This is a genomic window from Bacillus sp. S14(2024) (assembly GCF_050473785.1).
Lineage (GTDB): Bacteria > Bacillota > Bacilli > Bacillales > Bacillaceae_G > Bacillus_A > Bacillus_A yunxiaonensis.
Genome location: NZ_JBFLUP010000006.1, coordinates 1,370,362 through 1,395,313, shown reverse-complemented (window position 1 = coordinate 1,395,313; position 24,952 = coordinate 1,370,362). Strand labels below are relative to the sequence as shown.

Annotated in this window: 30 protein-coding genes, 2 pseudogenes and 2 riboswitches; of the genes and pseudogenes, 14 read left to right on the top strand and 18 right to left on the bottom strand. The window is 36.0% G+C overall.

The features are described 5' to 3' along the window. Positions 1-435 carry a DUF3997 domain-containing protein gene (locus tag AB1279_RS07555; RefSeq protein WP_429754057.1) on the top strand — a complete coding sequence of 145 codons (435 nt, stop codon included), beginning with the start codon at positions 1-3 and terminating at the stop codon, positions 433-435. 21 nt (positions 436-456) lie between these two features. Here AB1279_RS07555 and AB1279_RS07550 read toward each other — a convergent pair whose 3' ends face one another. The 7 genes from AB1279_RS07550 to AB1279_RS07520 form a co-directional block, all read right to left on the bottom strand. Further along, positions 457-834: a hypothetical protein gene (locus AB1279_RS07550; RefSeq protein WP_429758321.1), complete on the bottom strand. Its 378-nt coding sequence runs from the start codon at positions 832-834 to the stop codon at positions 457-459. An 81-nt stretch (positions 835-915) separates the two neighbouring features. Then, on the bottom strand, positions 916-1,425 hold the full coding sequence (locus tag AB1279_RS07545; protein ID WP_429758320.1) for an N-acetyltransferase family protein: 510 nt from the start codon (positions 1,423-1,425) through the stop codon (positions 916-918). A gap of 5 nt (positions 1,426-1,430) precedes the next feature. Further along, positions 1,431-1,628, bottom strand: coding sequence for a hypothetical protein (locus AB1279_RS07540; RefSeq protein ID WP_429754054.1), 198 nt, complete (start codon positions 1,626-1,628; stop codon positions 1,431-1,433). A gap of 95 nt (positions 1,629-1,723) precedes the next feature. Further along, positions 1,724-2,467: a hypothetical protein gene (locus AB1279_RS07535; protein ID WP_429758319.1), complete on the bottom strand. Its 744-nt coding sequence runs from the start codon at positions 2,465-2,467 to the stop codon at positions 1,724-1,726. Between the two features lie 382 nt (positions 2,468-2,849). Continuing rightward, complete coding sequence (locus AB1279_RS07530) at positions 2,850-4,025, bottom strand: acetyl-CoA C-acetyltransferase (RefSeq protein WP_429758318.1); 1,176 nt, start codon at positions 4,023-4,025, stop codon at positions 2,850-2,852. 146 nt (positions 4,026-4,171) lie between these two features. Next, the gene (locus AB1279_RS07525) at positions 4,172-4,621 is read right to left on the bottom strand and encodes an NUDIX hydrolase (RefSeq protein ID WP_429754051.1); all 450 of its coding nucleotides are present in this window, start codon (positions 4,619-4,621) and stop codon (positions 4,172-4,174) included. A gap of 129 nt (positions 4,622-4,750) precedes the next feature. Next, the gene (locus AB1279_RS07520) at positions 4,751-5,044 is read right to left on the bottom strand and encodes a DUF3928 family protein (RefSeq protein WP_429754050.1); all 294 of its coding nucleotides are present in this window, start codon (positions 5,042-5,044) and stop codon (positions 4,751-4,753) included. A gap of 580 nt (positions 5,045-5,624) precedes the next feature. Between AB1279_RS07520 and AB1279_RS07515 the strand changes: the two genes are divergently transcribed. From AB1279_RS07515 to AB1279_RS07505, 3 genes are read left to right on the top strand one after another with little or no spacing between them, the layout of a single operon-like run. Then, complete coding sequence (locus tag AB1279_RS07515; RefSeq protein ID WP_429758317.1) at positions 5,625-6,425, top strand: hypothetical protein; 801 nt, start codon at positions 5,625-5,627, stop codon at positions 6,423-6,425. Between the two features lie 40 nt (positions 6,426-6,465). Beyond that, on the top strand, positions 6,466-6,762 hold the full coding sequence (locus AB1279_RS07510) for a hypothetical protein (RefSeq protein ID WP_429754048.1): 297 nt from the start codon (positions 6,466-6,468) through the stop codon (positions 6,760-6,762). Positions 6,763-6,816: 54 nt separating this feature from the next. Next, positions 6,817-7,434 carry an ImmA/IrrE family metallo-endopeptidase gene (locus tag AB1279_RS07505; RefSeq protein WP_429754047.1) on the top strand — a complete coding sequence of 206 codons (618 nt, stop codon included), beginning with the start codon at positions 6,817-6,819 and terminating at the stop codon, positions 7,432-7,434. A gap of 283 nt (positions 7,435-7,717) precedes the next feature. On the opposite strand, the pseudogene AB1279_RS07500 reads toward AB1279_RS07505, so the two are convergent. Then, positions 7,718-8,046: pseudogene (locus AB1279_RS07500) on the bottom strand (PadR family transcriptional regulator). Positions 8,047-8,212: 166 nt separating this feature from the next. On the opposite strand from AB1279_RS07500, the gene AB1279_RS07495 reads away from it, so the two are divergent. After that, positions 8,213-8,989, top strand: coding sequence for a 3-hydroxybutyrate dehydrogenase (locus AB1279_RS07495; RefSeq protein WP_429758316.1), 777 nt, complete (start codon positions 8,213-8,215; stop codon positions 8,987-8,989). Between the two features lie 277 nt (positions 8,990-9,266). Here the strand turns inward: AB1279_RS07495 and AB1279_RS07490 are convergent, their stop codons facing one another. The 4 genes and pseudogenes from AB1279_RS07490 to AB1279_RS07475 form a co-directional block, all read right to left on the bottom strand. Beyond that, positions 9,267-9,419 (bottom strand): YvrJ family protein, encoded by a 153-nt coding sequence (locus AB1279_RS07490; protein WP_429754045.1) that lies wholly within the window; start codon positions 9,417-9,419, stop codon positions 9,267-9,269. 80 nt (positions 9,420-9,499) lie between these two features. Next, a pseudogene (mtnA, locus tag AB1279_RS07485) lies at positions 9,500-9,631 on the bottom strand (S-methyl-5-thioribose-1-phosphate isomerase); the annotation flags it as partial. Further along, on the bottom strand, positions 9,628-10,812 hold the full coding sequence (gene mtnK / locus AB1279_RS07480) for an S-methyl-5-thioribose kinase (protein ID WP_429758315.1): 1,185 nt from the start codon (positions 10,810-10,812) through the stop codon (positions 9,628-9,630). The gene mtnK and the pseudogene mtnA, both read right to left, overlap by 4 nt. A gap of 87 nt (positions 10,813-10,899) precedes the next feature. Continuing rightward, positions 10,900-11,045: riboswitch (SAM riboswitch) on the bottom strand. Between the two features lie 73 nt (positions 11,046-11,118). After that, positions 11,119-11,898 (bottom strand): carbon-nitrogen family hydrolase, encoded by a 780-nt coding sequence (locus AB1279_RS07475; RefSeq protein WP_429758314.1) that lies wholly within the window; start codon positions 11,896-11,898, stop codon positions 11,119-11,121. A gap of 102 nt (positions 11,899-12,000) precedes the next feature. Between AB1279_RS07475 and AB1279_RS07470 the strand changes: the two genes are divergently transcribed. From AB1279_RS07470 to AB1279_RS07445, 6 genes are all read left to right on the top strand, one after another. Beyond that, complete coding sequence (locus tag AB1279_RS07470; protein ID WP_429758313.1) at positions 12,001-13,191, top strand: pyridoxal phosphate-dependent aminotransferase; 1,191 nt, start codon at positions 12,001-12,003, stop codon at positions 13,189-13,191. Between the two features lie 51 nt (positions 13,192-13,242). Beyond that, positions 13,243-13,349: riboswitch (SAM riboswitch) on the top strand. 64 nt (positions 13,350-13,413) lie between these two features. Next, complete coding sequence (gene mtnW / locus AB1279_RS07465) at positions 13,414-14,658, top strand: 2,3-diketo-5-methylthiopentyl-1-phosphate enolase (RefSeq protein ID WP_429758312.1); 1,245 nt, start codon at positions 13,414-13,416, stop codon at positions 14,656-14,658. Then, complete coding sequence (locus AB1279_RS07460; RefSeq protein WP_429758311.1) at positions 14,655-15,314, top strand: 2-hydroxy-3-keto-5-methylthiopentenyl-1-phosphate phosphatase; 660 nt, start codon at positions 14,655-14,657, stop codon at positions 15,312-15,314. The genes mtnW and AB1279_RS07460 overlap by 4 nt, the downstream gene beginning before the upstream one ends. Continuing rightward, positions 15,311-15,949, top strand: a complete 639-nt coding sequence (locus AB1279_RS07455) for a methylthioribulose 1-phosphate dehydratase (RefSeq protein WP_429758310.1) — start codon at positions 15,311-15,313, stop codon at positions 15,947-15,949. Before AB1279_RS07460 ends, AB1279_RS07455 begins: the two co-directional genes overlap by 4 nt. Beyond that, on the top strand, positions 15,927-16,439 hold the full coding sequence (locus tag AB1279_RS07450) for a 1,2-dihydroxy-3-keto-5-methylthiopentene dioxygenase (RefSeq protein ID WP_429758309.1): 513 nt from the start codon (positions 15,927-15,929) through the stop codon (positions 16,437-16,439). The genes AB1279_RS07455 and AB1279_RS07450 overlap by 23 nt, the downstream gene beginning before the upstream one ends. Positions 16,440-16,680: 241 nt before the next feature. Further along, the gene (locus AB1279_RS07445) at positions 16,681-16,959 is read left to right on the top strand and encodes a hypothetical protein (RefSeq protein ID WP_429754037.1); all 279 of its coding nucleotides are present in this window, start codon (positions 16,681-16,683) and stop codon (positions 16,957-16,959) included. A 29-nt stretch (positions 16,960-16,988) separates the two neighbouring features. Here the strand turns inward: AB1279_RS07445 and AB1279_RS07440 are convergent, their stop codons facing one another. From AB1279_RS07440 to AB1279_RS07425, 4 genes are all read right to left on the bottom strand, one after another. Beyond that, on the bottom strand, positions 16,989-17,321 hold the full coding sequence (locus AB1279_RS07440; protein WP_336481460.1) for a DUF3909 family protein: 333 nt from the start codon (positions 17,319-17,321) through the stop codon (positions 16,989-16,991). A 4-nt stretch (positions 17,322-17,325) separates the two neighbouring features. Continuing rightward, positions 17,326-18,210 carry an NAD(P)-dependent oxidoreductase gene (locus AB1279_RS07435; protein ID WP_429758308.1) on the bottom strand — a complete coding sequence of 295 codons (885 nt, stop codon included), beginning with the start codon at positions 18,208-18,210 and terminating at the stop codon, positions 17,326-17,328. Positions 18,211-18,214: 4 nt separating this feature from the next. Next, positions 18,215-19,327, bottom strand: a complete 1,113-nt coding sequence (locus AB1279_RS07430; RefSeq protein ID WP_429758307.1) for a serine hydrolase domain-containing protein — start codon at positions 19,325-19,327, stop codon at positions 18,215-18,217. 96 nt (positions 19,328-19,423) lie between these two features. After that, a complete protein-coding gene (locus AB1279_RS07425; protein ID WP_429761322.1) occupies positions 19,424-20,716 on the bottom strand; it encodes a GGDEF domain-containing protein in 1,293 nt (430 codons plus the stop codon). Positions 20,717-21,068: 352 nt separating this feature from the next. On the opposite strand from AB1279_RS07425, the gene AB1279_RS07420 reads away from it, so the two are divergent. From AB1279_RS07420 to AB1279_RS07410, 3 genes are all read left to right on the top strand, one after another. Continuing rightward, complete coding sequence (locus AB1279_RS07420) at positions 21,069-21,686, top strand: nitroreductase family protein (protein WP_429754034.1); 618 nt, start codon at positions 21,069-21,071, stop codon at positions 21,684-21,686. Positions 21,687-21,940: 254 nt separating this feature from the next. After that, positions 21,941-22,159 carry a hypothetical protein gene (locus tag AB1279_RS07415; protein WP_429758306.1) on the top strand — a complete coding sequence of 73 codons (219 nt, stop codon included), beginning with the start codon at positions 21,941-21,943 and terminating at the stop codon, positions 22,157-22,159. 225 nt (positions 22,160-22,384) lie between these two features. After that, positions 22,385-22,708: a DUF3915 family protein gene (locus AB1279_RS07410; RefSeq protein WP_429758305.1), complete on the top strand. Its 324-nt coding sequence runs from the start codon at positions 22,385-22,387 to the stop codon at positions 22,706-22,708. Between the two features lie 142 nt (positions 22,709-22,850). Here AB1279_RS07410 and ptsP read toward each other — a convergent pair whose 3' ends face one another. Beyond that, positions 22,851-24,563, bottom strand: coding sequence for a phosphoenolpyruvate--protein phosphotransferase (gene ptsP, locus AB1279_RS07405; protein WP_429758304.1), 1,713 nt, complete (start codon positions 24,561-24,563; stop codon positions 22,851-22,853). Next, positions 24,563-24,826, bottom strand: coding sequence for a phosphocarrier protein HPr (gene ptsH, locus AB1279_RS07400; RefSeq protein WP_020059386.1), 264 nt, complete (start codon positions 24,824-24,826; stop codon positions 24,563-24,565). Before ptsH ends, ptsP begins: the two co-directional genes overlap by 1 nt. Positions 24,827-24,952: the final 126 nt, after the last annotated feature.

The window sequence follows — 24,952 nt, the reverse complement described above, 5'->3', positions numbered from 1 at the left end:
TTGAAACGCTTCATCATCATTTGTTCTCTCATATTTTTAACTAGTTGTTCAACAAATTTTAATCCATCTCATTACAGCGTTGGAGATGAATATGAGCTCATTAATGTTTCAGGCAATGCACTAGAACTTTTTCCTAAAGCAGACGCTTTATACGCCTCCCAATATATCCCACCAGAAATTGTAGAAATTGCTTGGAACGACACCTATATTTTAGCAAAGCAGATAGAAAAAATAGATGATCCTAATAACCCTGATGCTTCTATTACGAATGAAACGACTGAAAATTATTGGATTATCGATTTAAAAAATAACCGCAGATTTGGTCCCTATACAAAAAAACAATTTGAAGAACAAAAACAAGAATTTCGTATCCCTAAACAAGTTCAATTACAAAATATAAAAACTTACTTTACAAAAGAAAAAAAAACATCTTAAAAAAAGGTCAAATGAAACATTTCATCTGACCTTTTCCTCTGTATTTTCTTTATAAAACAACATTCTATAAACAATGGTTCCAAACATAATACAAAATAACAACAGTAATGCCTGTTGAATTAATACAAGATGCAGTTGTAAAATGGTTTGAACATTATCATGATAGTTATAGTATCCCCATCCGTATAAAAAGACGAATACGACTATAAGTATATAGATTTTATATTTATAGAAATAATGTGCAATACCCATTCCAAATCCAAATAGTACTCCTATATATACAATTTCATATAGAAGATGAGTAAGTGATAGTTGCTCGATTCGTTGTAACATATATAATAATCCTATTTGAAAGCAAACAGCTATAATAAACCCGACCAAAACCGTGAACACTCTCACGGATTGTCTCTCCTTTCATTCTATTCACTTCATTATATTCACGAAGTGATAAAACGAGCAGGCCATTGCCGGGAATTGCTATTACATGAAAAGAGTTTGTATATCTTTCCAACCGTACGCAATTTCTTTTACGCGTAATTCTTCAATTTCTTTCTCATCTAAAAAAGAAGCTTGTAACGCTTCATAAAAGTATTTAGACGGATTGTTTGCTACTACCCAAACAAGCATAGAACAGTATCCGTTCTTATACAAATCTGCTGCCACTGCTTTTATCAATCTTTTCCCAAGTTGGTTACGCTGATATGCCTGTAAAATATATATTGCATATAACTCTCCGTCATACTCATATATACCAGTTCGCTCTTTCCCGCCATCTGCAAAACCAACTATTTTCCCATCAATTGTCTTGGCAACATAAACATATGACTGCTGCTTCTGTAATATTTGTTTCCACAACGCTTCTCGTTTCTCATACGATTTTTTATCTAACACTTCTTTCGGCATAATGCCTTCATATGTTTCTCTCCAACTATCAACATGAACACGTGCAAGCTCTTTGGCATCATTTATATTTGCTTTGACAATATACATGACGTTTACTTCTCTCCCCTTTGATTATACTCTATATGTTCTCGTTTCATCGTTATAACAGCTCCGCAGCTCTTACATACTTCCACCTCTGCTGTCATTTCTGCAAGCGGAACAATATAACTTCCAACATTACTTTCTATATAAGGTGACATAGTGCCTTTTTCTATTTCTTTACTACCACATATGTAGCATCCCTTATTCATTTTCATTTCCCTCCTAAACGCTATATGTGTATAAATTCTCTACAAAACGACATATTTCCTGTCCTACTAGCAATGAAGAAAAAACCATTTCACTATTATAGTGAAATGGTAAACGTTTGTGGTTCTGCTATTTTTTCATGTGTATCGCCTATTGCAAGTACATCTGTTGTAAAAGAAACTGTATTTACTTTTTCATGATTATCACTTAGTAAAAGTCCAATTAATCCTTCTCTTGTTTCTCCAGAACTATAATCCTCTCTCGATACACTTTTTGTACCAACAAGCGTATCTTCTGCATATAAGAAATTTTTCGTTGGCACATGAAATTGTTGTGTTTCATTTACAGTTACATCATTCATAGAAAAGAACTGCATTTCTTTATCGCCAGTATTTTCAACCTTATATGTAATTTCAACATATTTAGCGGTATCACCAATATCTTGTCCACTTAATGAAGCATACCATTCTGCCTCTGCTTGGTCCATTGTCTTACCTAAACGACTTTGTACTTCTTCTGGATTTAATTTTGTATACATTTTCAGTGTCTCTTTTGTTTCATCTTCCATATTCGATAACGTGATAACTCTCACATTTTCTACATAGATTTTCATCGTTCCAACTGTAAATGTTTCATTTACATGTTTGATTTGTTCTAATTTTAGAGTACCCCAGTTTTTTTCTTTGATTTCTTGCCCAGCTTTTGTTAATTGTATACCGCCGTACTCATTCGTTTCTGGAATGGCCTGTTTCTTCGGTTGTTTCACTTTTTCTTGGTGAGTACAACCACTTAAAACAATAACAAAACTACACAAAATACAAAATACGTTCCATATTTTCATTGTCTTTCTCCTTCTATGCTTTAAAACAACGATTGAATTACTTTTATATTAATTATTTTTTCTATGAATATAAAGTAAAGTTTCTTTCAATTTTTGTTAATATTTAAATACAAATAAAAAAACAACATAGATAACCCTTTCTTTTTAAGTAGATAAGAGTATTTAGCCATGCTTAGAAAGTTTCCTGTCATATGCAAGAAAGAAGAAAGTGAGTACATGTCATGTTTTAACCTGCACCGCAGCGACTTATATGTTAAAAAATCAAAATGGATTTATATATTTTGAAGCGAGGTTCTTATATTGAAGGAGAAACAACCTTTTTTACAAACAATTCCGTCCATAAATAAAACCAGCCAGTGAGCACACTGGCTGGTTTTATTTCTTATAATGCTTCTATAAATAACGCTGCTCCCATGCCGCCGCCGACGCAAAGAGAAGCAATACCCTTTTCTAGTCCTTGTCTTCTTAATTCATGAATCAAGCTTACTGTAATGCGTGCTCCTGTACATCCAATTGGATGTCCAAGACTGATTCCGCTACCATTTACATTCACCTTTTCACGATTTAAGCCTAACTCTTTTTCTACTGCTAAATATTGCGCAGCAAATGCTTCATTAATTTCAAACAAATCCGCATCATTTACTGACCAATTTATATTTTCCAATCCTTTTCGAATCGCTGGCGCTGGACCGATTCCCATAATTTTAGGATCTACCCCGGCCATAGAGTATCCAACGATTCTTGCTAACGGTTGCAGCCCTTTTTCTTTCGCTTTTTCTTCACTCATTAATACTAACGCTGCACTTCCGTCATTAATACCCGATGCGTTTCCTGCAGTTACTGTTCCACCCTTACGAAAAGCTGCTTTTAAACCTGAAAGTTTTTCTAACGTAATATCCCCACGTGGGTGTTCATCTTTAGAAACAACAATTTCTTTTCTACGTTCTTTTATCGTGATCGGTACAATTTGCTCGTCAAAATAGCCCGCTTCGATTGCATGAAGAGCACGTTGATGGCTTAACACCGCTACTTCATCCTGTTCTTCACGAGTAATTTCATATTGCTCAGCGAGGTTTTCTGCAGTTTCACCCATCATAATATGATGAATTGGATCTTCTAGTACCTCCCATACCATATCACGAATTTCTCCGTGTTGTAGTCGTTGTCCCCAGCGGTTCTCCTTTAATACATATGGACTAGAGCTCATCGCTTCTACTCCTCCTGCAACAACAACATCACTTACACCTAATTGAATTTGCATTGCTGCTGAAATTAATGCCTGCATACCTGAAGCACATTGACGTTGAATTGTGTAACCTGTAACTGTATCAGGAAATCCCGCCATAAGTGCTGCTGTTCTTGCTGTATTTGCCTCATCTGTTCGTTGAATACAGTGACCTAAAATCACTTCATCTACTTCATGCGGTAAAACACCGCCTCTTTTTACAGCTTCCTGCAATACAGGAACCATTAGTTCAGTCGGTTTTACATTTTTGAAAGCTCCTCCAAATGTTCCAATTGGTGAACGAACTGCAGCTGTAATGACTACATTGCGCATCGTGTACTTTCCCCTCTCTTATGTACCCTGATAAGTTTTTGGATGGAATACCATAAGATGTATGTCTATATCTATTATATTATTAAGTAACTAAAAAATCAAAATATTTAATATAATAAAAGTAGAAAGAAGGTTCATTCTTCTCTCTACTCTGTTAATGCCAATAAAAATTTTTGAAGGATTTTTTCTGTTGTTGTATTTAATTTTGGTAATTTATCAATTGGGAAATATCGGATGTCTAACCCTTCTTCATCGCATTCTATTTCACCATATACATGATGTGCTTGAAATACATTGATTACATTATAAATTTCGTCTCCATGCGGATAACGATAATATAATTCCTGCCCAGAGAGTACACCAAGAAATTGTAAGAAATCTGCTTTTAAACCTGTTTCTTCTCTTAATTCTCTCCCTGCTGTTTCTTCAATTGTTTCTCCTAACTCCATTGCTCCCCCTGGCAATCCCCAATCATATGTATCAGAACGAAGTTGTAATAATACTTCATTCTTTTCATTTAAAACAATAATTGCTGATCCTACTATAATAAGTGGTTTTGTTCCAACTAATTCCCTTAATTCCTGTATATACCCCATTATATAACTCCCCTTTCTTTTCCTCTCCTATCATAGCAAAATTCCTTCTTTATTTGTTTGATGCATATAAAAATATTTCATAAACAAAAAAAGAAGCTAATTCACATTAGCTCCTTCCTTATTTATTATTTAGCCCACGCGGCTCTCATATTTTACTTCTTCAAATGCTCTTTCAATTTCTTCATCACGGTAATGTACGTATGTAAAACGTCCTAATTCTATTAAACGTGCGATTTCACGCAATGCTTTTGCTTGTTCATACTCTTGTTTTATGGAAACATGAACATAAAACTTCATAAGTGGACGCTCATACAAAGGTTCACCTACTTCCACATATACATTCTCTACCCCTTGTACAACTTGAGCATAACTTGCAAATTGATAAATAGCTTCACGATCTGAAACAATTTTAAATGTATACATGTTTTTTCCCCCTTTTCTTTTTACTATAACAAAAAATGAGTATATAAACGTGTCGAAGTGTGACTATTTTCTGACTTCTTTTAAACATTTTTTTCGCGGCTAACACACAGCTGCTAATAATCCATCAGTGGGAGGCTTACTGCTCATGAATAGCGTGATAAAGTGAAACTTCCATCATGGGGTTTTCCTCATCCCCTACCTATCTTCTTTGCTTTCTCCGAATCTTGAGGTGAGGGTCTTGCTGCCCACGAATAGCGGGATAAAATGAAGTCTCATCAGTGAAGAGGTAAACAAGTGGTTTCAAAGAAAGTACTCATAATCGCTGCATTTCTAATCATCTCATTACATAACAATCACACCGCTAAAAAAACCAGCAACATGAACACTACATATACATACCTTGATACTGTAATTTCCCACAAATTACCCTAATACAAATATAATAATTTCTTATCAACTTATGTTGTGACACGATAAAAAACTATACTAAATGATAGTTCATTTGTCCATGCACATTCTCTATTTTCACATAAAGTAGTGATATAAACATTTTCTATAGTTTATAAAGGAGAGGGTATTGTTGTGTTTTTATTATTATGATCGTTATCGAAGAAAATCCCAGTACACTGAAAACCGATCCGAAAACCGATCTGAGAACCGATCTGAATCTGGATCTGGATCTGGTGGATCTGATGGATATGGATCTGGATATGGATCTGACTCACAAGAAGAAATTACAAAAAAACATACACACAATCACAATGTTGCTCAGATTTCAGATAGTGGAAATTCCCGCGTAAGTTTAAATGTAGACTCTGATTTGGATTCTGAAACAGCTTCTTCGAATCAGCAGTCTACTGATGTAGGACAGGAGCAAGGTCAGGGGCAGGGTCAATCACAAGAACAAGGACAAGGGCAACCACAAGGGCAAGGACAACCACAGGGGCAAGGACAACCACAGGGGCAAGGACAACCACAGGGGCAAGGACAATCACAAGGACAAGGACAGTTGAATACAGATGTTACAAACCAACTATTAGCGGCTTTGCTTCCATTTTTAACAAATGCATTAAATAATGCCGCTCAACCCCCACAAAATTATCAAAATCAGAATTATCCAAATCAAAATTACCCAAATCAGAATTACCAAAATCAAAATTACCCAAATCAAAATTACCCAAATCAAAATTATTCAAATCAAAATTATCCAAATCAGAATTATCCAAATCAGAATTACCAAAATCAGAATTACCAAAATCAGAATCACCAAAATCAGAATCACCAAAATCAGAATCACCAAAATCAGAATCACCCAAATCAGAATTACCAAAATCAGAATTACCAAAATCAGCATTACAATAATCGAGACATATACGATTAGGCTACTAAAACGTAGCCTATTTTTGTAAGGAGGTTTTATCATGTTACCAAAAAACGGCTCAAATATTTCAAACAGCGGAAACTCTCATGTTAATATAAACGTAAACGTCGATACAAGCTCCATTGCCTATGCGATGATGTGCTATTGGCACACGAGCGGTATGATTACGGATGAACAATTCACTCATATGCTAACAAATTTTAGCAATTTACTTACCAAAGATGATGATATGTTGCCGCACCTTTTATCAAATAAAGAATATTCCCCATACAAGATGCGCTCAAAAAATACTGTAGATACATTAAAAACATTTATCCCTCCTTTTTTCAATCGTTAAATATATTTTCTTTTTATCTCTTCCTAAAAATTCACTATATTTGAGGTGTCCCATATGTATCCTTATGTTAACATATGTATTTGCATTGCTCCTGGAGCGAATATTAATGAAGACCGGATTGCTAGGGATATTACAATTGCTGAATATATTTGGCATCCTATTGTATTTCAAATTGAAGATATCAGCACGTTAGATGAAGCATATCGTTTTAATGACGGCGAAATTAGTTACATGTCTTCACTAAAATCACAACCAAAGTTGACTTCCTTATTTGCTGAATGTACCGAACGTGCATCGCAAAGTGATATTTATATTTGTTATATCGGTAGTGATTATTTTCAAGAACACTCTGTTATCGCTTGTGCCTATTCTTTATCAACTAATAAACAAATTAAAGGTTACATTATATTAACAAACTCCGCTTCAGCTTGGAAGAACATGTACACACTTGCACATGAAATTGGTCACATTTTATTCACGCGCCGTGTACAGGACAAGCTTACAAATGCAGATCCCGAATGCCCAAACGGTTCCGAGCATCATCCTTCTCCCACAAACCTTATGCATTACATCATTCCTACCCCTTATAAATCACAAATAGATTCCTTATTAACAAATACCCAAAGAGAATTATCTTTAAAAAGCCCCTTATTACGCAAAGAAAAAAAGTAACCGTTACAGTTACTTCTATATATACAAATTAAAAAACTATTTTTAGGAGGACGAGAGCATCTGACCGCACATAGAAACGGTCAGGGCCTTTTCCTACCACATACAAGGTTTGAAACAAAAAAAGTTATTTATATCATCTTCTTTTATTCCTTTTGTTAATAAATACACTTTCATATCAATTAAAAACTTTTCGCCTTCTTTAGAAACGTTCATTTGTAACCTCCTCGTCTAGATTACTTATTTTTGATTTACTTTCATTGTTTCAGCGTTAGAAATACAAACTTTACCGTCTGCTTTCCTTTCCCTCTAACAACCGCTGCACACTACTTTGCATCACTTCCCATCTTTCCATGAAATCCTCTAATGAATCTTCACCTTTTTCTGTTAATGTATAATATTTTCGCTTTGGGCCAGATGGCGATTCCTTCATCGTGCTTGTAATTAATCCTTCTTTTTGCATGCGAATTAGTAACGGATAAATACTTCCTTCACTTGCCATTGTAAAACCGTACTGTGCCAGTTTTTCACTCATTTCGTATCCGTATATTTCTCCTTCAGAAATAATAGCAAGCATCCTTCTAAAATACCTTTTAGCATTTGACTCGTCGACATTATTCAAATCCCCCTTCTATCTTGTTTTACAAGGTAGATAAGTATAAGTATTTTGCTATACAAGATAGCTTGATCATTTTTTCCAAAAGATTGCAGGATTTCCATCCTTATTTCTCTAAATAGAGCACTAGAGCTAACTATATTTATGAAGGAGATGGAATCGAAAATGTTTATAAATCGCGTTGTATTTTTAACAGGTGCTGCAAGCGGAATTGGATACGAAATGGGAAAAGCCTTTGCAAAAGAAGGCGCAACTGTAATGATTACAGATCGTTTAGAAGACAAGGCACAAACGGCAGCGAAACAATTACAAAATGAAGGATATAAAGTGTTTGGAATGCAATGTGATGTAACAGTAGAACAAGAGATTGTACAAGCTATTTCTGAAACAGTTACACGTTTGGGTTCACTTGATATATTAATTAATAACGCAGGCATGCAATACGTTTCCCAAATTGAAGATTTTCCAACTGAAAAGTTTGAAATGCTTATTAAGATTATGCAAATTGCACCATTTATTGCGATAAAACATGCTTTTCCTATTATGAAAAAACAAAAATACGGACGCATCATTAATATAGCCTCTATTAATGGTCTTGTTGGATTTGCTGGCAAATCTGCATATAACAGTGCCAAACACGGAGTAATTGGGCTCACAAAAGTAGCAGCGTTAGAAGGTGCCGAACATAATATTACAGTAAATGCACTTTGTCCTGGTTACGTTGATACACCTCTTGTTCGCAATCAACTTCAAGATTTAGCGATAACTAGGGATGTCCCGCTTGAACATGTATTAGAAGATGTAATTTACCCGCTTGTACCACAAAGGCGATTGCTCAGCGTGGAAGAAATTTCAGACTACGCCTTATTTTTGGCAAGTGAAAAAGCGAAAGGCATTACAGGACAAGCTGTTGTCATTGATGGTGGTTATACCGCACAGTAAAGTTCAGCCTCTTTTTCTTCTATTATATATACAAAAACGGATTGTGCCTTTACCACACAATCCGTTTTCATCACATATTTTATCCCGCTACTTTTGGACAGTAAGACCTCCACTGAGGGAAGTTTCACTTTATCCCGCATTAACGGGCAGTAAGACCCCACCTCAAGATTTAGAGAAAAGTGAAGAAGATAGATGGGGGATAACTGCCCGTAAAAGCCCGATTGGTTTAACTAACCCTCAGTGGGGGATGAAGCTCCCCACTGAGGGAAGTTTCACTTTATTTTGGAGCGTCATATCTTTGCATCTGCTTTGGTAACTTCTCAATCGCGACAATAACGCCATCTAACTTACTTTCAATTCTATGCAGTAAGTATAGCGTAACGACAATCGGAAAGCCAACATTGCCAATAACCGATATCCATTCCTCCATAGTCTCTCCTCCCTTCTTATTATAAGTAAGTGAAACTCCAAAAAAGTGGTAAATAAAAACAGGCTAAATCATTTCAGCCTATTTTTCCGAATATCTTCAATTGTAGTTAATGCCTTATATTCAACAATAGTCGGCAACTTCGTTTCATTCAAAAGGGCGATGAAATCTCCCTTCCAACTAACAGAACGAGGTACTGACACGCTTGTACCTATGCTTTCACTTCCTTCTCAAAAACAATAGAGTTAAATAATATATGGAACAAGCGGGCATCCGCATTTTCTGTTTTATGTAAAAGTAATTTTCTTCCTAACCGTAATGCATGCCTTTTTGCTTGTAACCTTGTTTCGTTATGAGAAATCCCATCTAAATCTGCAACATGCGCTAATCCAATTGTACGGCGGATGATTTCACATCCTGCAAACCCAACTGCATCAATGAAAATATTGTTCAGTACAATTGGTAACCATTGCTTTTCTTTCGTATACGGTTCTACGCCTTCGAGCACCCATAACTTCGTAAATGTTTCTACGAAAACGCTCCATGTTTGCTCAATATGATAAAATAATACGCTGCGTTTGTTTTCTTCACGTGAGAGCGCATTTAATAATAAATTTGCAATAAATTGGCCTAAATCGAATCCAAACGGACCAAATGTCGCAAATTCTGGATCAATCACTTTCGTTTCTGAAGATGATGAAAATATACTTCCAGTATGTAAATCACCGTGAATTAATGCTTCTTTTCGCGTCAAAAATTTATACTTACACTGCGCTACTTGTAGCTTCAAATTTTTATCAAACCAAAGTTCGTCAACAACATCCTGTAATTCTTCTTCATACTCATTTGTTTCATAGTTTGCAAATGGATCAGTAAATACAAGATCCTCCGTAATCTTACATAAATCAGGGTTTGCAAATTGACTATCTAGCACTCTTTTTTCTTCTGCTTGTAGTCCAAAATCAGATGTATAAAAAAGAACATGAGCTAAAAAACGCCCGATATGCTTGGATAATAGAGGATAGTCTTCCCCGTTTATCAATCCTCTTCTTGTTATCGTTAATGTTGATAAATCTTCCATAGCAATAATCGCTAGTATTTCATCATGCCCGTATACTTTCGGCACATACTCTGGTACATATTTTGCAAAAATTTGCAACGCATGATTTTCAATGGTTGCACGGCGTAAAGAGAGCGGCCAACTTTCTCCTACTACCTTTGCATATGGAAGAGCCTGCTTAAGAATCAATCCCTTCTTCCCATCATGTAAACGAAACACATAATTTAAATTTCCATCACCAATTTCTTCACAAGTGACAACTGCCTTTTCTGGAAAATAACTATTTTCTTTCGCATATGTAACGGCTGTTTTTTCTGTTAATTCTTTATATTCCACTCTGATTCCCCCTTAATGTATCGGGGTTTTTCATCATAAGAAAAACCCCTTTCGATGACGAAAGAGGTTTGAAGATTCACTTCTCCCCTCTTATCTATCAGAAAGTCTCTCTTTCTGTTGGAATTAGCACCGTGCCTTACTAGGCGCGAATTGTGCGCCCCATTTCACAATGGTATTACGGTCGGTTGCTGGGCTTCATCGGGCCAAATCCCTCCACCTGCTCTTGATAAGAGTATATAGTTGTCTGAATTTTTCAGTTTCTGTTGTTGACTATACCAAGAATAAAAATTGTTTGTCAATACTTTTTCACTTATATAGTTCTGGACGGCGATCAAAAAAAACTGGAATCCCTTTACGCACTTCAGCAACTTTCTTTACATCTAACATTCCATACAAAATCATTTCTGTTTCATCTGCCTCATTCACGACTTCTCCCCAAGGATCAATAATAAGCGAATGCCCTGCAAAAACATTATTTAGATCACGCCCTGCACGATTGCAAGCTACAACATAACATTGATTTTCAATTGCCCTTGCTTGAAGTAATAACCGCCAATGTGCTAAGCGAACAAGTGGCCACTCTGCTACAACGAATAATACTGTTGCCCCATGTGCAGCATGAACGCGTATCCACTCTGGAAAACGAATATCATAGCAAATTGTTCCTGCACATGGCATACCCTCTAATAGAAAATGCCCAGTTTCATTTCCAGCAATTAAATATTTATGCTCATCCATCAGTTGAAACAAATGTACTTTACTATATTCACTCACAATTTCGCCGCTTCGATTACTAATATACATTGTATTTGTAACACCTTTCTCTGTTTGCTTAGCAATCGATCCTCCAACAACATTTACACAATTTTGCTTACTCCACTTGGATAATAATTGTTTCGTATATTCCCCATCTGGATCAGCAATTTCAGTAAGTCGATCCAAATTATAACCTGTTGTCCATAGCTCTGGTAATACAATAACGTCTGGCTTTTCCTTCATTGCTTCTTTTATTTTTTTTTCAGCATGTTCTATATTTTTCTCTACATCACCAAAAGTGATATCCATTTGAATGCAAGCAATTTTCATTGATTTCTCCCTACTCCCTTTTATTTTTTCCTTTACAAAAAGTTGAAAAGATTATATCATTTGTCACTATAATTGCAACAATTTTCAAAAGAGGTGGAAAGTATGAAACATTTTCAACCTTCTGAGGTATTAACATCATTACCGACACAATTTTTTGCTGCACTTGTCACAAAAGTCAACAAAGCCATGGAAGCTGGTCATGATGTTATTAACTTAGGACAAGGAAATCCAGATCAGCCAACGCCAGCGCATATCGTAACAGCATTACAGCGTGCAGCAGAACAACCATTTCATCATAAATATCCGCCATTTCGCGGACACGAAAACTTAAAAGAAGCTATCGCTACGTTTTATGAACGTGAATACGGTGTACAGTTAAATCCCAAAACCGAAATAGCTGTTTTATTTGGTGGAAAAGCTGGATTAGTTGAATTACCGCTTTGTTTTACAAATCCAGGCGATACAATTCTCGTTCCTGATCCTGGTTATCCAGATTATTTATCAGGTGTTGCCTTAGCGAAAGCAAAACTTTCAAAAATGCCATTATTAGCAGAAAATCATTTTTTACCTGATTATACAAAGATTGATTTACAAACTGCTGAACAAGCAAAACTAATGTTTTTAAACTACCCGAACAATCCAACAGGAGCCGTTGCAACAACAGAATTCTTCGAAGAAACGATATCATTTGCAAACAAACATAACATTTTAGTTTGTCATGATTTCGCTTATGGTGCCATTGGCTTTGACGCTAAAAAGCCAATTAGTTTCTTACAAGTTAATGGAGCAAAAGATGTTGGTATTGAAATTTATACGTTATCAAAAACATATAATATGGCTGGGTGGCGCATTGCATTTGCCGTTGGGAATGAAAGGATCATTGAAGCGATCAACTTATTACAAGATCATATGTACGTCAGTATTTTTGGTGCCGTACAAGAAGCTGCTCGCGAAGCATTATTAAGTCCACAAACTTGCGTAGATGAACTAGTAGAACGCTATGAATCCCGAAGAAATGCTTTCATTACTGCCTGTCGTTCTATTGGCTGGAATGTTGCTGCACCAAAAGGATCTTTCTTCGCATGGCTTCCAGTACCAGATGGATATACGTCAGAACAGTTTGCTGATGTACTATTACAGCAAGCGCATGTCGCAGTCGCCCCAGGTATCGGCTTTGGCGAACACGGTGAAGGCTATATTCGCGTTGGCTTATTACATACAGAGGAACGCCTTCATGAAGCAGTTCATAGAATTGATCAATTAAAAATTTTCAAAAAAACATTGACAACGTAAAAAAACTCTGTCAAAATTCAGTTATCAAAAAATGAAAACATTTCTGAATACTTCTTATCAAGAGCAGGTGGAGGGACGAGCCCGATGAAACCCGGCAACCGATCTACTTTATGTAGGCACGGTGCTAATTCTCGCAGCATTAAGCTGACAGATAAGGAGCTGGTTGTAAAAAAACCTCTCCTTAGCTGAGAGGTTTTTTTATTCAACTAGGAGGTTATAAAAATGAGCGGAATAACAGCAACATACTTAATTCATGATGATTCTCAAAGTTTAATTCAAAAGGCAGAGCAAATCGCTCTCGGCTTAACAGTTGGTTCCTGGACACACTTACCGCACTTACTACAAGAACAATTGAAACAACATAAAGGCTCAGTCATTAGTGTAGAAGAATTAGAAGGCAATGAAAGAACAAATATATACCTTGATAAAAAAGTAAAACGCGGTCTTATTAAAATTCATTATCCATCTGCTAATTTCAGCACTGATTTACCAGCGATTTTCACAACCGTTTTCGGAAAATTATCACTGGATGGAGAAATTAAATTAATTGATTTGACATTTTCTGATGATCTAAAAGAGCGCTTCCCAGGTCCTAAATTCGGTATCGATGGGATACGAAACAGTTTGAATGTTCACGATCGCCCTCTTCTCATGAGTATTTTTAAAGGAATGATTGGCCGTAATATCGGGTATTTAAAAACACAGCTTCGTGATCAAGCAAGTGGCGGTGTAGACATCGTAAAAGATGATGAAATTTTATTTGATAATCCATTAACACCACTGTCAGAACGCATTCGAGCTGGAAAAGAAGTATTGCAGTCTGTATATGAAACATACGGTCATAAGACGTTATACGCTGTTAACTTATCCGGACGAACTTATGATTTAAAAGAAAAGGCAAAACAAGCAGTTGCAGCTGGAGCTGATATATTACTCTTCAATGTATTTGCTTATGGGCTTGATGTTTTACAAGCTTTAGCGGAAGACGATGATATTTCTATCCCACTTATGGCACATCCAGCAGTAAGTGGAACTTACATAGCCTCTGAATTATACGGATTTTCATCTTCCTTATTACTTGGCAAACTACTTCGCTATGCGGGTGCAGATTTCTCACTATTTCCATCGCCTTATGGAACTGTTTCTTTTAAAAAAGAAGAGACGCTTTATGTAGCAAAAGCACTTACAGATGAAAACGAACCATTTAAACGCAGCTTTCCAGTTCCGTCTGCTGGGATTCACCCAGGACTTGTTCCGCTTCTTATTCGCGATTTTGGTCAGCAATGTGTTATCAATGCTGGTGGCGGTATTCACGGACACCCGTCCGGTGCACAAGGAGGCGGAAAAGCGTTTCGATCTGCCATCGATGCAACGCTAACAAACACGCCTCTTCATGAGGTTAATGATCCTAATTTACAAGCCGCCTTGCGTTTATGGGGTAATCCTTCTAAAGAGGTGAAGGCATGAGTATTCAAATTTTTTGCGATTTCGATGGCACAATTACAAATAACGATAATATTGTTGCCATTATGGAAAAGTTTGCACCGCCAGAAGCGGAAACAATTAAACAACAAATTTTATCACAAGAACTTTCTATTCAAGAAGGTGTTGGAAAACTTTTTTCTCTATTACCTACAAGTCTACAAAATCAGATTATAGCTTTCATTAAAGAAACCGCAGTCATTCGCACCGGTTTTATAGAATTTGTACAGTTTTTACGAGAAAACAATATCTCACTTTATATTATATCAGGAGGAATGGACTTTTTTGTTTATCCTCTTCTCGAAGGACTTGTTGACTCTACCCAAATTTATTGTAATACAACTGATTTTTCCGGTAAAACAATTCAAGTAAACTGGCCGCATCCGTGTGACGCACATTGCGAAAATAAATGCGGTCTTTGCAAATCAACACTTATTCGTCACTTAAGTTCACAAAATGATTTTAAAATTGTAATTGGTGATTCTATTACAGATTTGCAAGCAGCAAATCTTGCTGACAAAGTATTTGCTCGTGACTTTCTTATTACAAAATGTAAAGAACATCACATTACTTATACACCTTTTGAAACATTTCATGATATCCAAAACGAAGTCAAGCAATTGTTAGGGGTGATGAAGTGAAACAGTTATTTCGTCAATGGCAAGAACTAAGTGACCTGAAAAAAGAACTAACCGACCGGAATTGGTTTCCAGCAACAAGCGGAAATATTTCAATAAAAGTGAGTGACAATCCACTTACCTTTCTCATTACAGCAAGCGGAAGAGATAAAACAAAAACAACACCTGACGACTTTTTGTTAGTCGATCAAAATGGAAGCCCTGTTTTAGAAACCGATTTACGCCCTTCTGCGGAAACATTGTTGCATACTCACATTTATAACAATACAAACGCTGCATGTGTCTTGCACGTCCATACAACCGATAATAATGTCATTACAAACGTATACGACAAAGAAGTTGTGCTTTGTAATCAAGAAATTATTAAAGCTCTCAATATTTGGGAAGAAGGCGCCTCGATTCGGATTCCAATCATTGAAAATTACGCTCATATTCCAACGTTAGGTGCGAACTTCCGCAATCATATTTACGAAGATGCAGGAGCTATTTTAATTCGTAATCACGGTATTACAGTATGGGGAAAAGACAGCTTTGATACAAAAAAAAGATTAGAAGCATATGAGTTTTTATTCCAGTTCCATATTAAACTTTTATCAATTAGAGGAGGCGTTCAGCATGGCGCAAATTCGTATTCATGAAGTTAACACTCGTATTGAAGAAGAAATAGAAGTACAACAGTTTCTGCAAAATGAAGATGTTTTGTATGAAAAATGGAATATTACAAAGCTCCCTGTTCATTTACAAGAAAATTATGCATTAACTGATGAAAATAAGAAAGAAATTTTAGCAGTGTTCGCAGAAGAGGTTGCTGATGTTTCTAAGCGCCGCGGCTATCAAGCGAGCGATGTTATCTCACTTTCTAACGCAACACCGAATTTAGATGAATTGTTAGTAAACTTTAAACAAGAGCACCATCATACTGATGATGAAGTTCGCTTTATCGTCAGCGGACATGGCGTTTTTGCCATCCAAAGAAAAGATGGTCAATTTTTTGATATTGAACTTGAACCAGGGGATTTAATCTCAGTTCCTGAAAATACGAGACATTATTTTACACTTCAAGATGATCGTCAAGTGGTGGCGATTCGTATTTTTGTGACAACTGAAGGTTGGGTTCCTATTTACTAAGGTAGTATGTTGAATAAAAGGGATGGTCCCCTTTTCCTTCCTTTTATTCACTCTACATATATACATCCTCCTATAGACAGGTTTATCTCTATTCAGGAGATAAACCTGCATTTTTTGTTGAATAATTTTTTACAATTTTATGAACATTTTGTGAATTTTTTCTGAATATTCTGTTTAAAATGTGTTATAATACAAATAATAGAAAAAACAAGGGAAATTGTAAAAAGGAGGAAGGGAATACATGGAGTTAATTTTAGCCATTCTTTTCGGTGTCGTTTGCGGGTCTATACCTGCTGTTGTGGGAGCTATTATGGAGGAATTAGAGGTTGGTATGATTGGTTTTGTCGCATCTTCTGTAAGCGCTTTATTTTTTGGTTTATATGGTGCAATTCCTGTTTCTATACTGTTTGCACTATATATATTACGTCATTCTCGCACAAAACGATTTACTCGAACTAGAATGGGTGAAGTCATTCCCTTTCCAATTGAAAAAGCACGCCGCGCAACAGGCCTTTCTTAAATAAAAAAAGTCCTCATATGAGGACTTTTTTATTTATTTTCTTCTAAGAATTGAAATAGCTCCTGTAAATGAAGTGCATCCTCTCCATAACTAACCGAAACATAAAATTTCCCAGCTACTTCTGCATTCATATATACATCAATAAGATCACGTTCGTACTTTAATGCTAAATAAAATTCCATCTCTTCTAGCATTTCTTTCGTTGTTCGAATGACATAACGACCTGTTTCATCTCTACCATATTCAAATACCGGTTCAAAATTATACTTCTTTTTAAACGCAGCCAGTTGCTTATCATTAATATGAATTGTTTCTGCGCGCTGCACTGTATCAATGATATTATCAAATTTCTCCAAGCCCATACACTCACTCCTTTATGTATCGTTTATACAATGCCTGTGTGCCGCTATTTTCTTCACCGTCTTGCATCAATTGTTCATATAATTCTCGCGCAAGAGCTAAGCCAGGTGCAGATAATCCAAGCTGTTCTGCTTCTGCTAACGCAATTTTCATATCCTTTATAAAATGTTTCACATAAAATCCTGGTTCAAAGTCACCTTGTAACATACGCGGTGCTAAATTACTTAATGACCAGCTACCTGCTGCACCAGTAGAAATACTTTGTAACACTTTTTCTGGATCTAAACCTGCCTTTTTTGCATAAGCAAGTGCTTCACATACACCAAGCATATTAGATGCAATTGCAATTTGGTTGCACATTTTTGTATGTTGTCCACTACCTGCATTTCCTTGCAACATAATGTTTTTACCTAACAATTCAAATAAAGGTAAGCATGCTTCATATACTTCTTCATCCCCACCGATCATAATCGCAAGACGCCCTTCTTTTGCTCCAATATCGCCGCCCGATACCGGGGCATCTAATACATGAATTCCTTTGCTCTTCCCTTCTTCATAAATACGCTTCGCAAGAGTTGGTGTTGATGTTGTAAAGTCAATCGTAATCGTCCCTTGCTTGGCATGAGTAAGAATCCCCTCTGCACCGAAATATACTTCTTCCACGTCATGCGGATAACCAACCATAGTCATTACAACATCTACTTTTTTTGCAATTTCTTTAGGAGAATCACACCAGTGTGCACCTTCTTCAATCAGTGCTGCTGTTTTTTCTTTTGTACGATTATATACATAAACAATATAACCAGCTTTTATTAAATGACGCACCATACTTTTTCCCATAACACCTGTACCAACAAAACCAATAGAAGCCGGTGGCAATATCTGATTCATCTTCTTATCCCCTTTTCTCTAATAAATCACTCACAAGTTTACGAAACTCATTATTAAATCCATCATCAATTCCATTTTGCACATTTGAAAATGCAATCACAAATAATTGTTTATCCCAATTAAAATTGTTAAATGTATTCCATCCCGAAAGTACACCATGATTATGATAATAATCAGGATATATATATAAGCTAAATGCATATTTTTTTTCTGAGGATGGTGTTAACATTAACTTTAAACTTTCAGCAGAAATAAGCTTATTTGTCATAATTGCTTCATCTAGCTTTTTCATATCCTGCACCGTTGTATACATCTCTCCGCATCCATACAACCAATTCATTGCTAATTTAGGTGCTAACACAAGCTCTTGCTCTTTCCTTTTATATCCTTTTGAAAAATTCACATCTCCTGCTGGTGTCTCTCCCATCCCCGACTCCGTCATTCCTGCGGGAATAAAGATATGATTTGTAACATATTGTGCTACAGATTGACCCGAGATTTTTTCTACAATATAAGCTAGCACCATATAATTATAATCCGAATATAACCAGCCATTTCCAGGTTGAAAGGCAGTTGGTTGTTGTCCCAGCCATGTCACTAAATGAAGGCGCGATGACGCATTTACTTTCCCTTTTCCATGTTCAGGGAGTCCCGATGTATGCGTTAATAAATGATACAACGTAATATTTTTACTAGCAGGAAAAGAAGGAATATATTTATTCACATTATCCTGTATGTTTACCTTCCCTTGTTCTTGCAACTGTAGAATTGATACCGCAATTGTCGTTTTTGTAATAGAACCAATTCGATATTTTGTTTGCGGCGTATTTTCAATTTGTTTTTGTACATCCGCGAAGCCATACCCTTTATTTAATATTGTACGACCTTGATATGAAACGAGAACCGAGCCGTTAAATTGTTTATCTTTTAAATATTGTTCTAGTTTTTGCGTAACAGCCGTATAATCAATTTCCTTTTCTCTTTCTTTTATTGTTTCAGTAGAGGGTATTGTTTTTGTTGACTTTGCTTCTTTTTTAGCAGGTACTTTAAAAAAGAAATAGCTCCCAACTAATAAAATAGAAAGCAAAAAAATAATGGTACTCCATAACGTCTTCATTACTAAAAATCCTCCGTCGCATCTTAAATAATTATTCCCCTCTTCACCATTATCCGACAATAAAAAAAAATCGCAACAATTTGTTGCGAAAAAGTGTTACATTTTTTCTTTTCTATATAAACACACTTGATTTTTCCCCTTGTTTTTCGCTTCATATAATGCAATACGTGCTCGATGCATCAATATTTCTTTCGTAATTCCATTTTCGTATGCAGCAACACCAAAGCTTGCTGTGATCTTTGAAATTCCAGAAAATTTTTTTGTTTCGATAAAAAAACGAAGTGATTCTGCAATTTGAAATGCTTCTTTTTCTGTTGTATGAGACAAAAAAATAATAAATTCTTCTCCATCCCACCGAGCAAAAACATGATGCGGCTGTAATTTTGCTGTCACAAGTTCTGCTAGTTGTGACAATGCTAAATCTCCAAAATCATGACCATATGTGTCATTTACCTTTTTGAAATCATCAAGATCAAATAGAATAAGAGCAAATGATTGACTCATTCGTATAGCAGTTTCCCAACCTTGTGAAAATAGTCTTTGAAACTTCAACTGATTATAAATATTTGTTAAGGAATCAATGGTCGCTAAACGCTCTTGCTCTTTATATTCTTCTTCTAATTCTGTAATATCTGTACATGTAACGATGAATCTCGATACATCATCCGGCAAAGGAGCAATACGTAACAAGAACACAGTTGCTTCTTCAGCGTCGTTATACATTTTGATTTTTCTTGATTGCGTTAAGCAATCATCAATCCACATCATATCATTTTCTGCAATATAATACCCGTTCTCCCTTGCAAAATGTTCAGCAAATGTCATGTGATCCTCATGATATGACATAAGATCTTCATATCCGAAGAAACGCAAAAAATTTGTATTGCAATCTATAATTTCATCATCTTCTAGAATAAACAACAAATCATTCTGAAAATCAAATATCATTTGAAGTAGCTCTTGTTGTAATATAACTTGTTTTAATAGTGACAACTCATACAAACTCTTTTGCACTTCAGCAAGTATAGATTGAGGCGTAATTGGAGGCAATACAATATTTCGCACCCCAAGTTTAATAAGGTCAACAAATTGAGATGTAACTTGTTCACTCCATACAATGATAAAAGAAATATCTGAAGTAAATAATTCTTTTACAAATTCGACTTGGGAAGAATGAGAAATATATATAATTACGATTTGTGGTTGAACTTTTTCAAACAATATTTTCCCTTCCTTAAAATCATGTGCTAAAAACAAGCACTTTGGCTTTAACGCTGCTACTGTATGTTCTTGATTATGACCTTCTTCAATATACAATACATTCATATCGAGATCCTGTAATACATTTTGAAAAACTGTATGTTCTAATAAAAAATGCAGAATGTTCACCACTAGGCTTTCACTCACTTCATTTATCTCATTCTTACAAGCTTAAGAACCCCCTTACGATAGAGTAATAGAGTTCGTCACTTATAAGAACTTGATTTGTTCAACAACCCATCACATGGCAGTTTCACGTTATATAAACCTTTTGAAGTCCTGTATCATCTTTTTATTGTATGACAACAATAAGTGAGACGTTTGTGCGAATATCTTCTTTTATTCCTATCTTTTTTTAAACACTTGACAATATAACTACATATATTATATTCTTTTACAGTACATACTTACAAAATGTAAGTTAAGAACATTTTTACATTCGTCTCATTTATAAATAGAAACAAAGCTTGGAGGAATTATAATGACACAGCAAGATTTCTTTACTGTTTTATACGAACGTACATCTAATCGTGCTTTCAATCCTGAAAAAGAAATTTCAAAAGAGGAACTATATAATATTTTAAAAGCTGCTGGTCAAGCACCATCAGCATGGAATTTACAACACTGGAAATTTCTTGTATTCCAAGGTGAAGAAGTACAACGCCGCTTACATCCAATTGCATATAACCAGCAACAAATTCTTGATGCATCTGCAGTTGTCGCTATATTAGGTGACTTAGAAGCAAATAAAAATGTTGATGCTGTATACGGTCCACTTGTAGAACAAGGACTTATGCAAGAAGAAGCAAAAAATCGTTTGGCACAAAACATTGAAGGTGCATATCAACGTGAACAATACCCACGTGATGCTGCATTCTCTAATGCATCTTTAGCAGCAATGCAACTTATGCTTGCAGCAAAAGCAACTGGTTGGGACACATGTGCAATTGGCGGTTTTAACCCGCAAGCCTTAATGGAAGAGTTTAATGTGTCTTCTCGTTACCTTCCAATTATGCTAATTACAATTGGCGAATCTACATTAGCGGGGCACCCAGCACCACGCATGAGCGTAGAACAAGTAACAGAATGGGCAAAATAAAGTGAAACTTCCAGCAGGTATCTTCCACCTATCTCCTTTGTTTCACTCTAAATCTTGAGGTGGAGAGATTACTGCCCGCGAATAGCAGGATAAGAGACGAAGGGATTTTCCTTCGTCTTTTTTAATCCACATCTATAGCAAGCCAGTAATTATCACTACTTTATCCAGCTACTCAAAGGATAGAATCTAAAGATGCTTTTTTGTTACAATTATGATACAATAGTAACAAATTGATAACAAGTGAGGGATTTTCGTTGAATTTATATGGAAGCTTTATCGCGATATTGTGCTACCTAGTCACAGTACTGCTTCTGTACTTCGTTGGAGATATGACAAATATTGCGATGCTACAGTTTTCAAAAGAAACAGCGCTTCAGTCCGAAATTGGTCAGCATGCTTCTCGATCTATTGCACCACTACTATTAGCACTTCCTGTGTATATCATTGTTTTATATAAAAGCAAAAAAATATAAAGACTGCCTTTAAAAAAGAGGCAGTCTTTTTTATTTCCATATCAGCTTTTTGTCCAAACTCTCATTTCCCTCTTCTCATATGTTATAAAAAGAATCGCAACAGTCTACCTAAAACATTTATTCTTTTCCTACAAAATAGGAAAAATCTTTTAAAAAAATCTGCAATGTGTCCAAACAAAGCATGTACCTAGAGCATATCTTATTAATGTGAAGGGGGTGAGAATTATGTTCGGATGTTTCGGATTTGATGGCTGCGATCGCCGCAGCGGTGTACGCAGCAACCGCTGTGTACGCAGCGACCGCCGTAGCTTTAAACGCAACGACTGCCGTACTGGTCATAGAAATCGTTTTTGCAACGTTCTTAGAAATGTTTCAATCGGTACTCGAATCGCTCAATTAGTAGTAAGAAATAATGGTACTTTCACTAACGTTGTATTTGAAGGCTTCTCAAATGGCGTAGCACTTTTCTCAGGAGCTACTACAGGTGTAGGAACAACAGGTGGTTTATTACGTGTTTGCCCAGAAGATGTTGTAGCTATCGTTATCTAATAGAAGTCATTACCTTCCAGGAAAGCTATCGCTTTCCTGGTTTTATTTATTTTGTTACTTGCGAGAAAAAATATCTACCTAGAAAATTTTTTACGTTATAAAAAACCCTGAGACCGATTTCAATCAGCTCAGGGTTTTTTCATTAAATGCTTTTTACAAGTTCTACTACTTCTTCAGCAGTTGACATGTTTACAGCTTTTTGTGCTAACTCTTCCATTTGTGCCTTTGAAAGCTTGCGAATTTGCGTTCTCGCTGGAAGAATAGATGTTGCACTCATACTAAATTCATCTAATCCTAATCCAACTAATAGCGGAATTGCTAGAGCATCTCCTGCCATTTCACCGCACATACCAGCCCATCTTCCTTCTTTATGAGCTGCATCAATAACCATTTTTACAAGACGTAAAATTGCTGGGTTATATGGTTGGTATAGGTAAGATACGCGTTCATTCATACGATCCGCTGCCATTGTGTATTGAATTAAATCATTTGTTCCGATAGAGAAGAAATCTACTTCTTTTGCAAACTGATCAGCTAACACGGCAGAAGCTGGGATTTCTACCATCATACCAACTTCAATGCTATCAGACACAACTGTACCAGCCTGCACAAGTTTTTCTTTTTCTTCTAATAAAATTGCTTTCGCTTGACGGAATTCATCAAGAGTTGCAATCATCGGGAACATAATTTTTAAATTACCGTATACACTCGCACGAAGTAATGCACGAAGTTGTGTACGGAACATATCTTGTTCTTCTAAGCATAAGCGAATCGCACGGTAGCCTAAGAACGGGTTCATTTCTTTTGGTAAATGTAAGTATGGAAGTTCTTTATCGCCGCCAATGTCAAGTGTACGAACAACAACTGGCTGACCTTCTCCTACACCTTCCAGAACAGCTTTGTATGCTTCAAATTGCTCTTCTTCTGTTGGAAGGTTGTCACGGCCCATGTACAAGAATTCTGTACGATATAGACCAACACCTTCACCACCATTGTCAATAATACCTTTTACATCTTTTGGTGTACCGATGTTTGCTACAAGTTCAACATGGTGGCCATCCGCTGTAACTGTCGCTTCATTCTTTAATTTTGCCCATTCTGCTTTTTGCTCTTCAAATTGTGCTTTCTTTTCTTCATAAACACGAAGAGTTTCTTCAGATGGATTTACAATTACTTCTCCATCTAAACCGTCGATGATTACGATATCGCCGTTTTGGATTTGCTCCATAACAACTTTTGTACCAACAACAGCTGGGATTTCCATTGAACGAGCCATAATTGCAGAGTGAGATGTACGTCCGCCAATATCAGTTGTGAAACCTTTTGCATATTTACGATTTAACTGTGCTGTATCAGACGGTGTTAAATCTTCTGCAATGATGATTACTTCTTCAGAAATTGTACTAGGATTTGAGAAGTTAATTCCAAGTAAGTGTGCAATAACACGCTTTGTCACGTCACGAATATCCGCTGCACGTTCTTTCATATACTCATTATCCATGCTCTCAAACATAGTAATGAACATTGATGCAACTTCATCCATCGCAAATTCAGCGTTTACTTTTTCGTTTTTTACTTTATCTTTTACTGGATTTACTAGTTCTGGATCATTTAATACTAGTAAATGTGCTTCAAAGATAGCTGCTTTATCAGCACCAAGCTCAGCAAAAGCGTGATTTTTAATTGCTTCTAATTCAGATTTTGATTTCTCAAGCGCAGCTTCTAAGCGTGCGATTTCCGCAGCTTCATCCGTAATCGTTTTCTTTTCAATGTTAAATTCAGGATTTTCTAGACGGAACGCCTTTGCAATTGCAATACCACTTGACGCGGCGATTCCTTTAATGTTAAGAGTCATTATTCTCCTAATCCTTCGTTTTTCATAGTTTCTTCGATAGCTGCTACTGCTTGAGCTGCATCATCACCGTTTGCAGTGATTTTGATTTCTGCGCCTTGTTGAATACCTAAAGACATAACACCCATGATTGATTTTAAGTTTACAGTTTTGCCATTATACTCTAAGTTAATATCAGCACCAAATTTGCTTGCAGTATTTACAAGTAAAGTTGCTGGACGAGCATGAATTCCTGAGTCGCTAGTTACTTTAAAGATTTTTTCCATAATAATCTATCTCCTTTAAACTACAGTATATTTTAGGTTGTATAGACGTTAGTACTACACACTCTATTGTATATAATAGGCGATGTTCGGTCAACTACATCGCCTATTATAATTATAAACATTTTG

What these genes read in the sequence shown, in the direction of transcription:
- AB1279_RS07530 (WP_429758318.1), bottom strand. Translation starts at nt 4,025, where the DNA reads ATGCGCAATGTAGTCATTACAGCTGCAGTTCGTTCACCAATTGGAACA.
- AB1279_RS07510 (WP_429754048.1), top strand. Translation starts at nt 6,466, where the DNA reads ATGTTACCAAAAAACGGCTCAAATATTTCAAACAGCGGAAACTCTCAT.
- AB1279_RS07445 (WP_429754037.1), top strand. Translation starts at nt 16,681, where the DNA reads ATGGAGTTAATTTTAGCCATTCTTTTCGGTGTCGTTTGCGGGTCTATA.
- AB1279_RS07435 (WP_429758308.1), bottom strand. Translation starts at nt 18,210, where the DNA reads ATGAATCAGATATTGCCACCGGCTTCTATTGGTTTTGTTGGTACAGGT.
- AB1279_RS07420 (WP_429754034.1), top strand. Translation starts at nt 21,069, where the DNA reads ATGACACAGCAAGATTTCTTTACTGTTTTATACGAACGTACATCTAAT.
- AB1279_RS07525 (WP_429754051.1), bottom strand. Translation starts at nt 4,621, where the DNA reads ATGGGGTATATACAGGAATTAAGGGAATTAGTTGGAACAAAACCACTT.
- AB1279_RS07520 (WP_429754050.1), bottom strand. Translation starts at nt 5,044, where the DNA reads ATGTATACATTTAAAATTGTTTCAGATCGTGAAGCTATTTATCAATTT.
- AB1279_RS07410 (WP_429758305.1), top strand. Translation starts at nt 22,385, where the DNA reads ATGTTCGGATGTTTCGGATTTGATGGCTGCGATCGCCGCAGCGGTGTA.
- ptsH (WP_020059386.1), bottom strand. Translation starts at nt 24,826, where the DNA reads ATGGAAAAAATCTTTAAAGTAACTAGCGACTCAGGAATTCATGCTCGT.
- AB1279_RS07495 (WP_429758316.1), top strand. Translation starts at nt 8,213, where the DNA reads ATGTTTATAAATCGCGTTGTATTTTTAACAGGTGCTGCAAGCGGAATT.
- AB1279_RS07505 (WP_429754047.1), top strand. Translation starts at nt 6,817, where the DNA reads ATGTATCCTTATGTTAACATATGTATTTGCATTGCTCCTGGAGCGAAT.
- AB1279_RS07460 (WP_429758311.1), top strand. Translation starts at nt 14,655, where the DNA reads ATGAGTATTCAAATTTTTTGCGATTTCGATGGCACAATTACAAATAAC.
- AB1279_RS07545 (WP_429758320.1), bottom strand. Translation starts at nt 1,425, where the DNA reads ATGTATATTGTCAAAGCAAATATAAATGATGCCAAAGAGCTTGCACGT.
- ptsP (WP_429758304.1), bottom strand. Translation starts at nt 24,563, where the DNA reads ATGACTCTTAACATTAAAGGAATCGCCGCGTCAAGTGGTATTGCAATT.
- mtnW (WP_429758312.1), top strand. Translation starts at nt 13,414, where the DNA reads ATGAGCGGAATAACAGCAACATACTTAATTCATGATGATTCTCAAAGT.
- AB1279_RS07450 (WP_429758309.1), top strand. Translation starts at nt 15,927, where the DNA reads ATGGCGCAAATTCGTATTCATGAAGTTAACACTCGTATTGAAGAAGAA.
- AB1279_RS07470 (WP_429758313.1), top strand. Translation starts at nt 12,001, where the DNA reads ATGAAACATTTTCAACCTTCTGAGGTATTAACATCATTACCGACACAA.
- AB1279_RS07430 (WP_429758307.1), bottom strand. Translation starts at nt 19,327, where the DNA reads ATGAAGACGTTATGGAGTACCATTATTTTTTTGCTTTCTATTTTATTA.
- AB1279_RS07540 (WP_429754054.1), bottom strand. Translation starts at nt 1,628, where the DNA reads ATGAATAAGGGATGCTACATATGTGGTAGTAAAGAAATAGAAAAAGGC.
- AB1279_RS07490 (WP_429754045.1), bottom strand. Translation starts at nt 9,419, where the DNA reads ATGGAGGAATGGATATCGGTTATTGGCAATGTTGGCTTTCCGATTGTC.
- AB1279_RS07475 (WP_429758314.1), bottom strand. Translation starts at nt 11,898, where the DNA reads ATGAAAATTGCTTGCATTCAAATGGATATCACTTTTGGTGATGTAGAG.
- AB1279_RS07535 (WP_429758319.1), bottom strand. Translation starts at nt 2,467, where the DNA reads ATGAAAATATGGAACGTATTTTGTATTTTGTGTAGTTTTGTTATTGTT.
- AB1279_RS07440 (WP_336481460.1), bottom strand. Translation starts at nt 17,321, where the DNA reads ATGGGCTTGGAGAAATTTGATAATATCATTGATACAGTGCAGCGCGCA.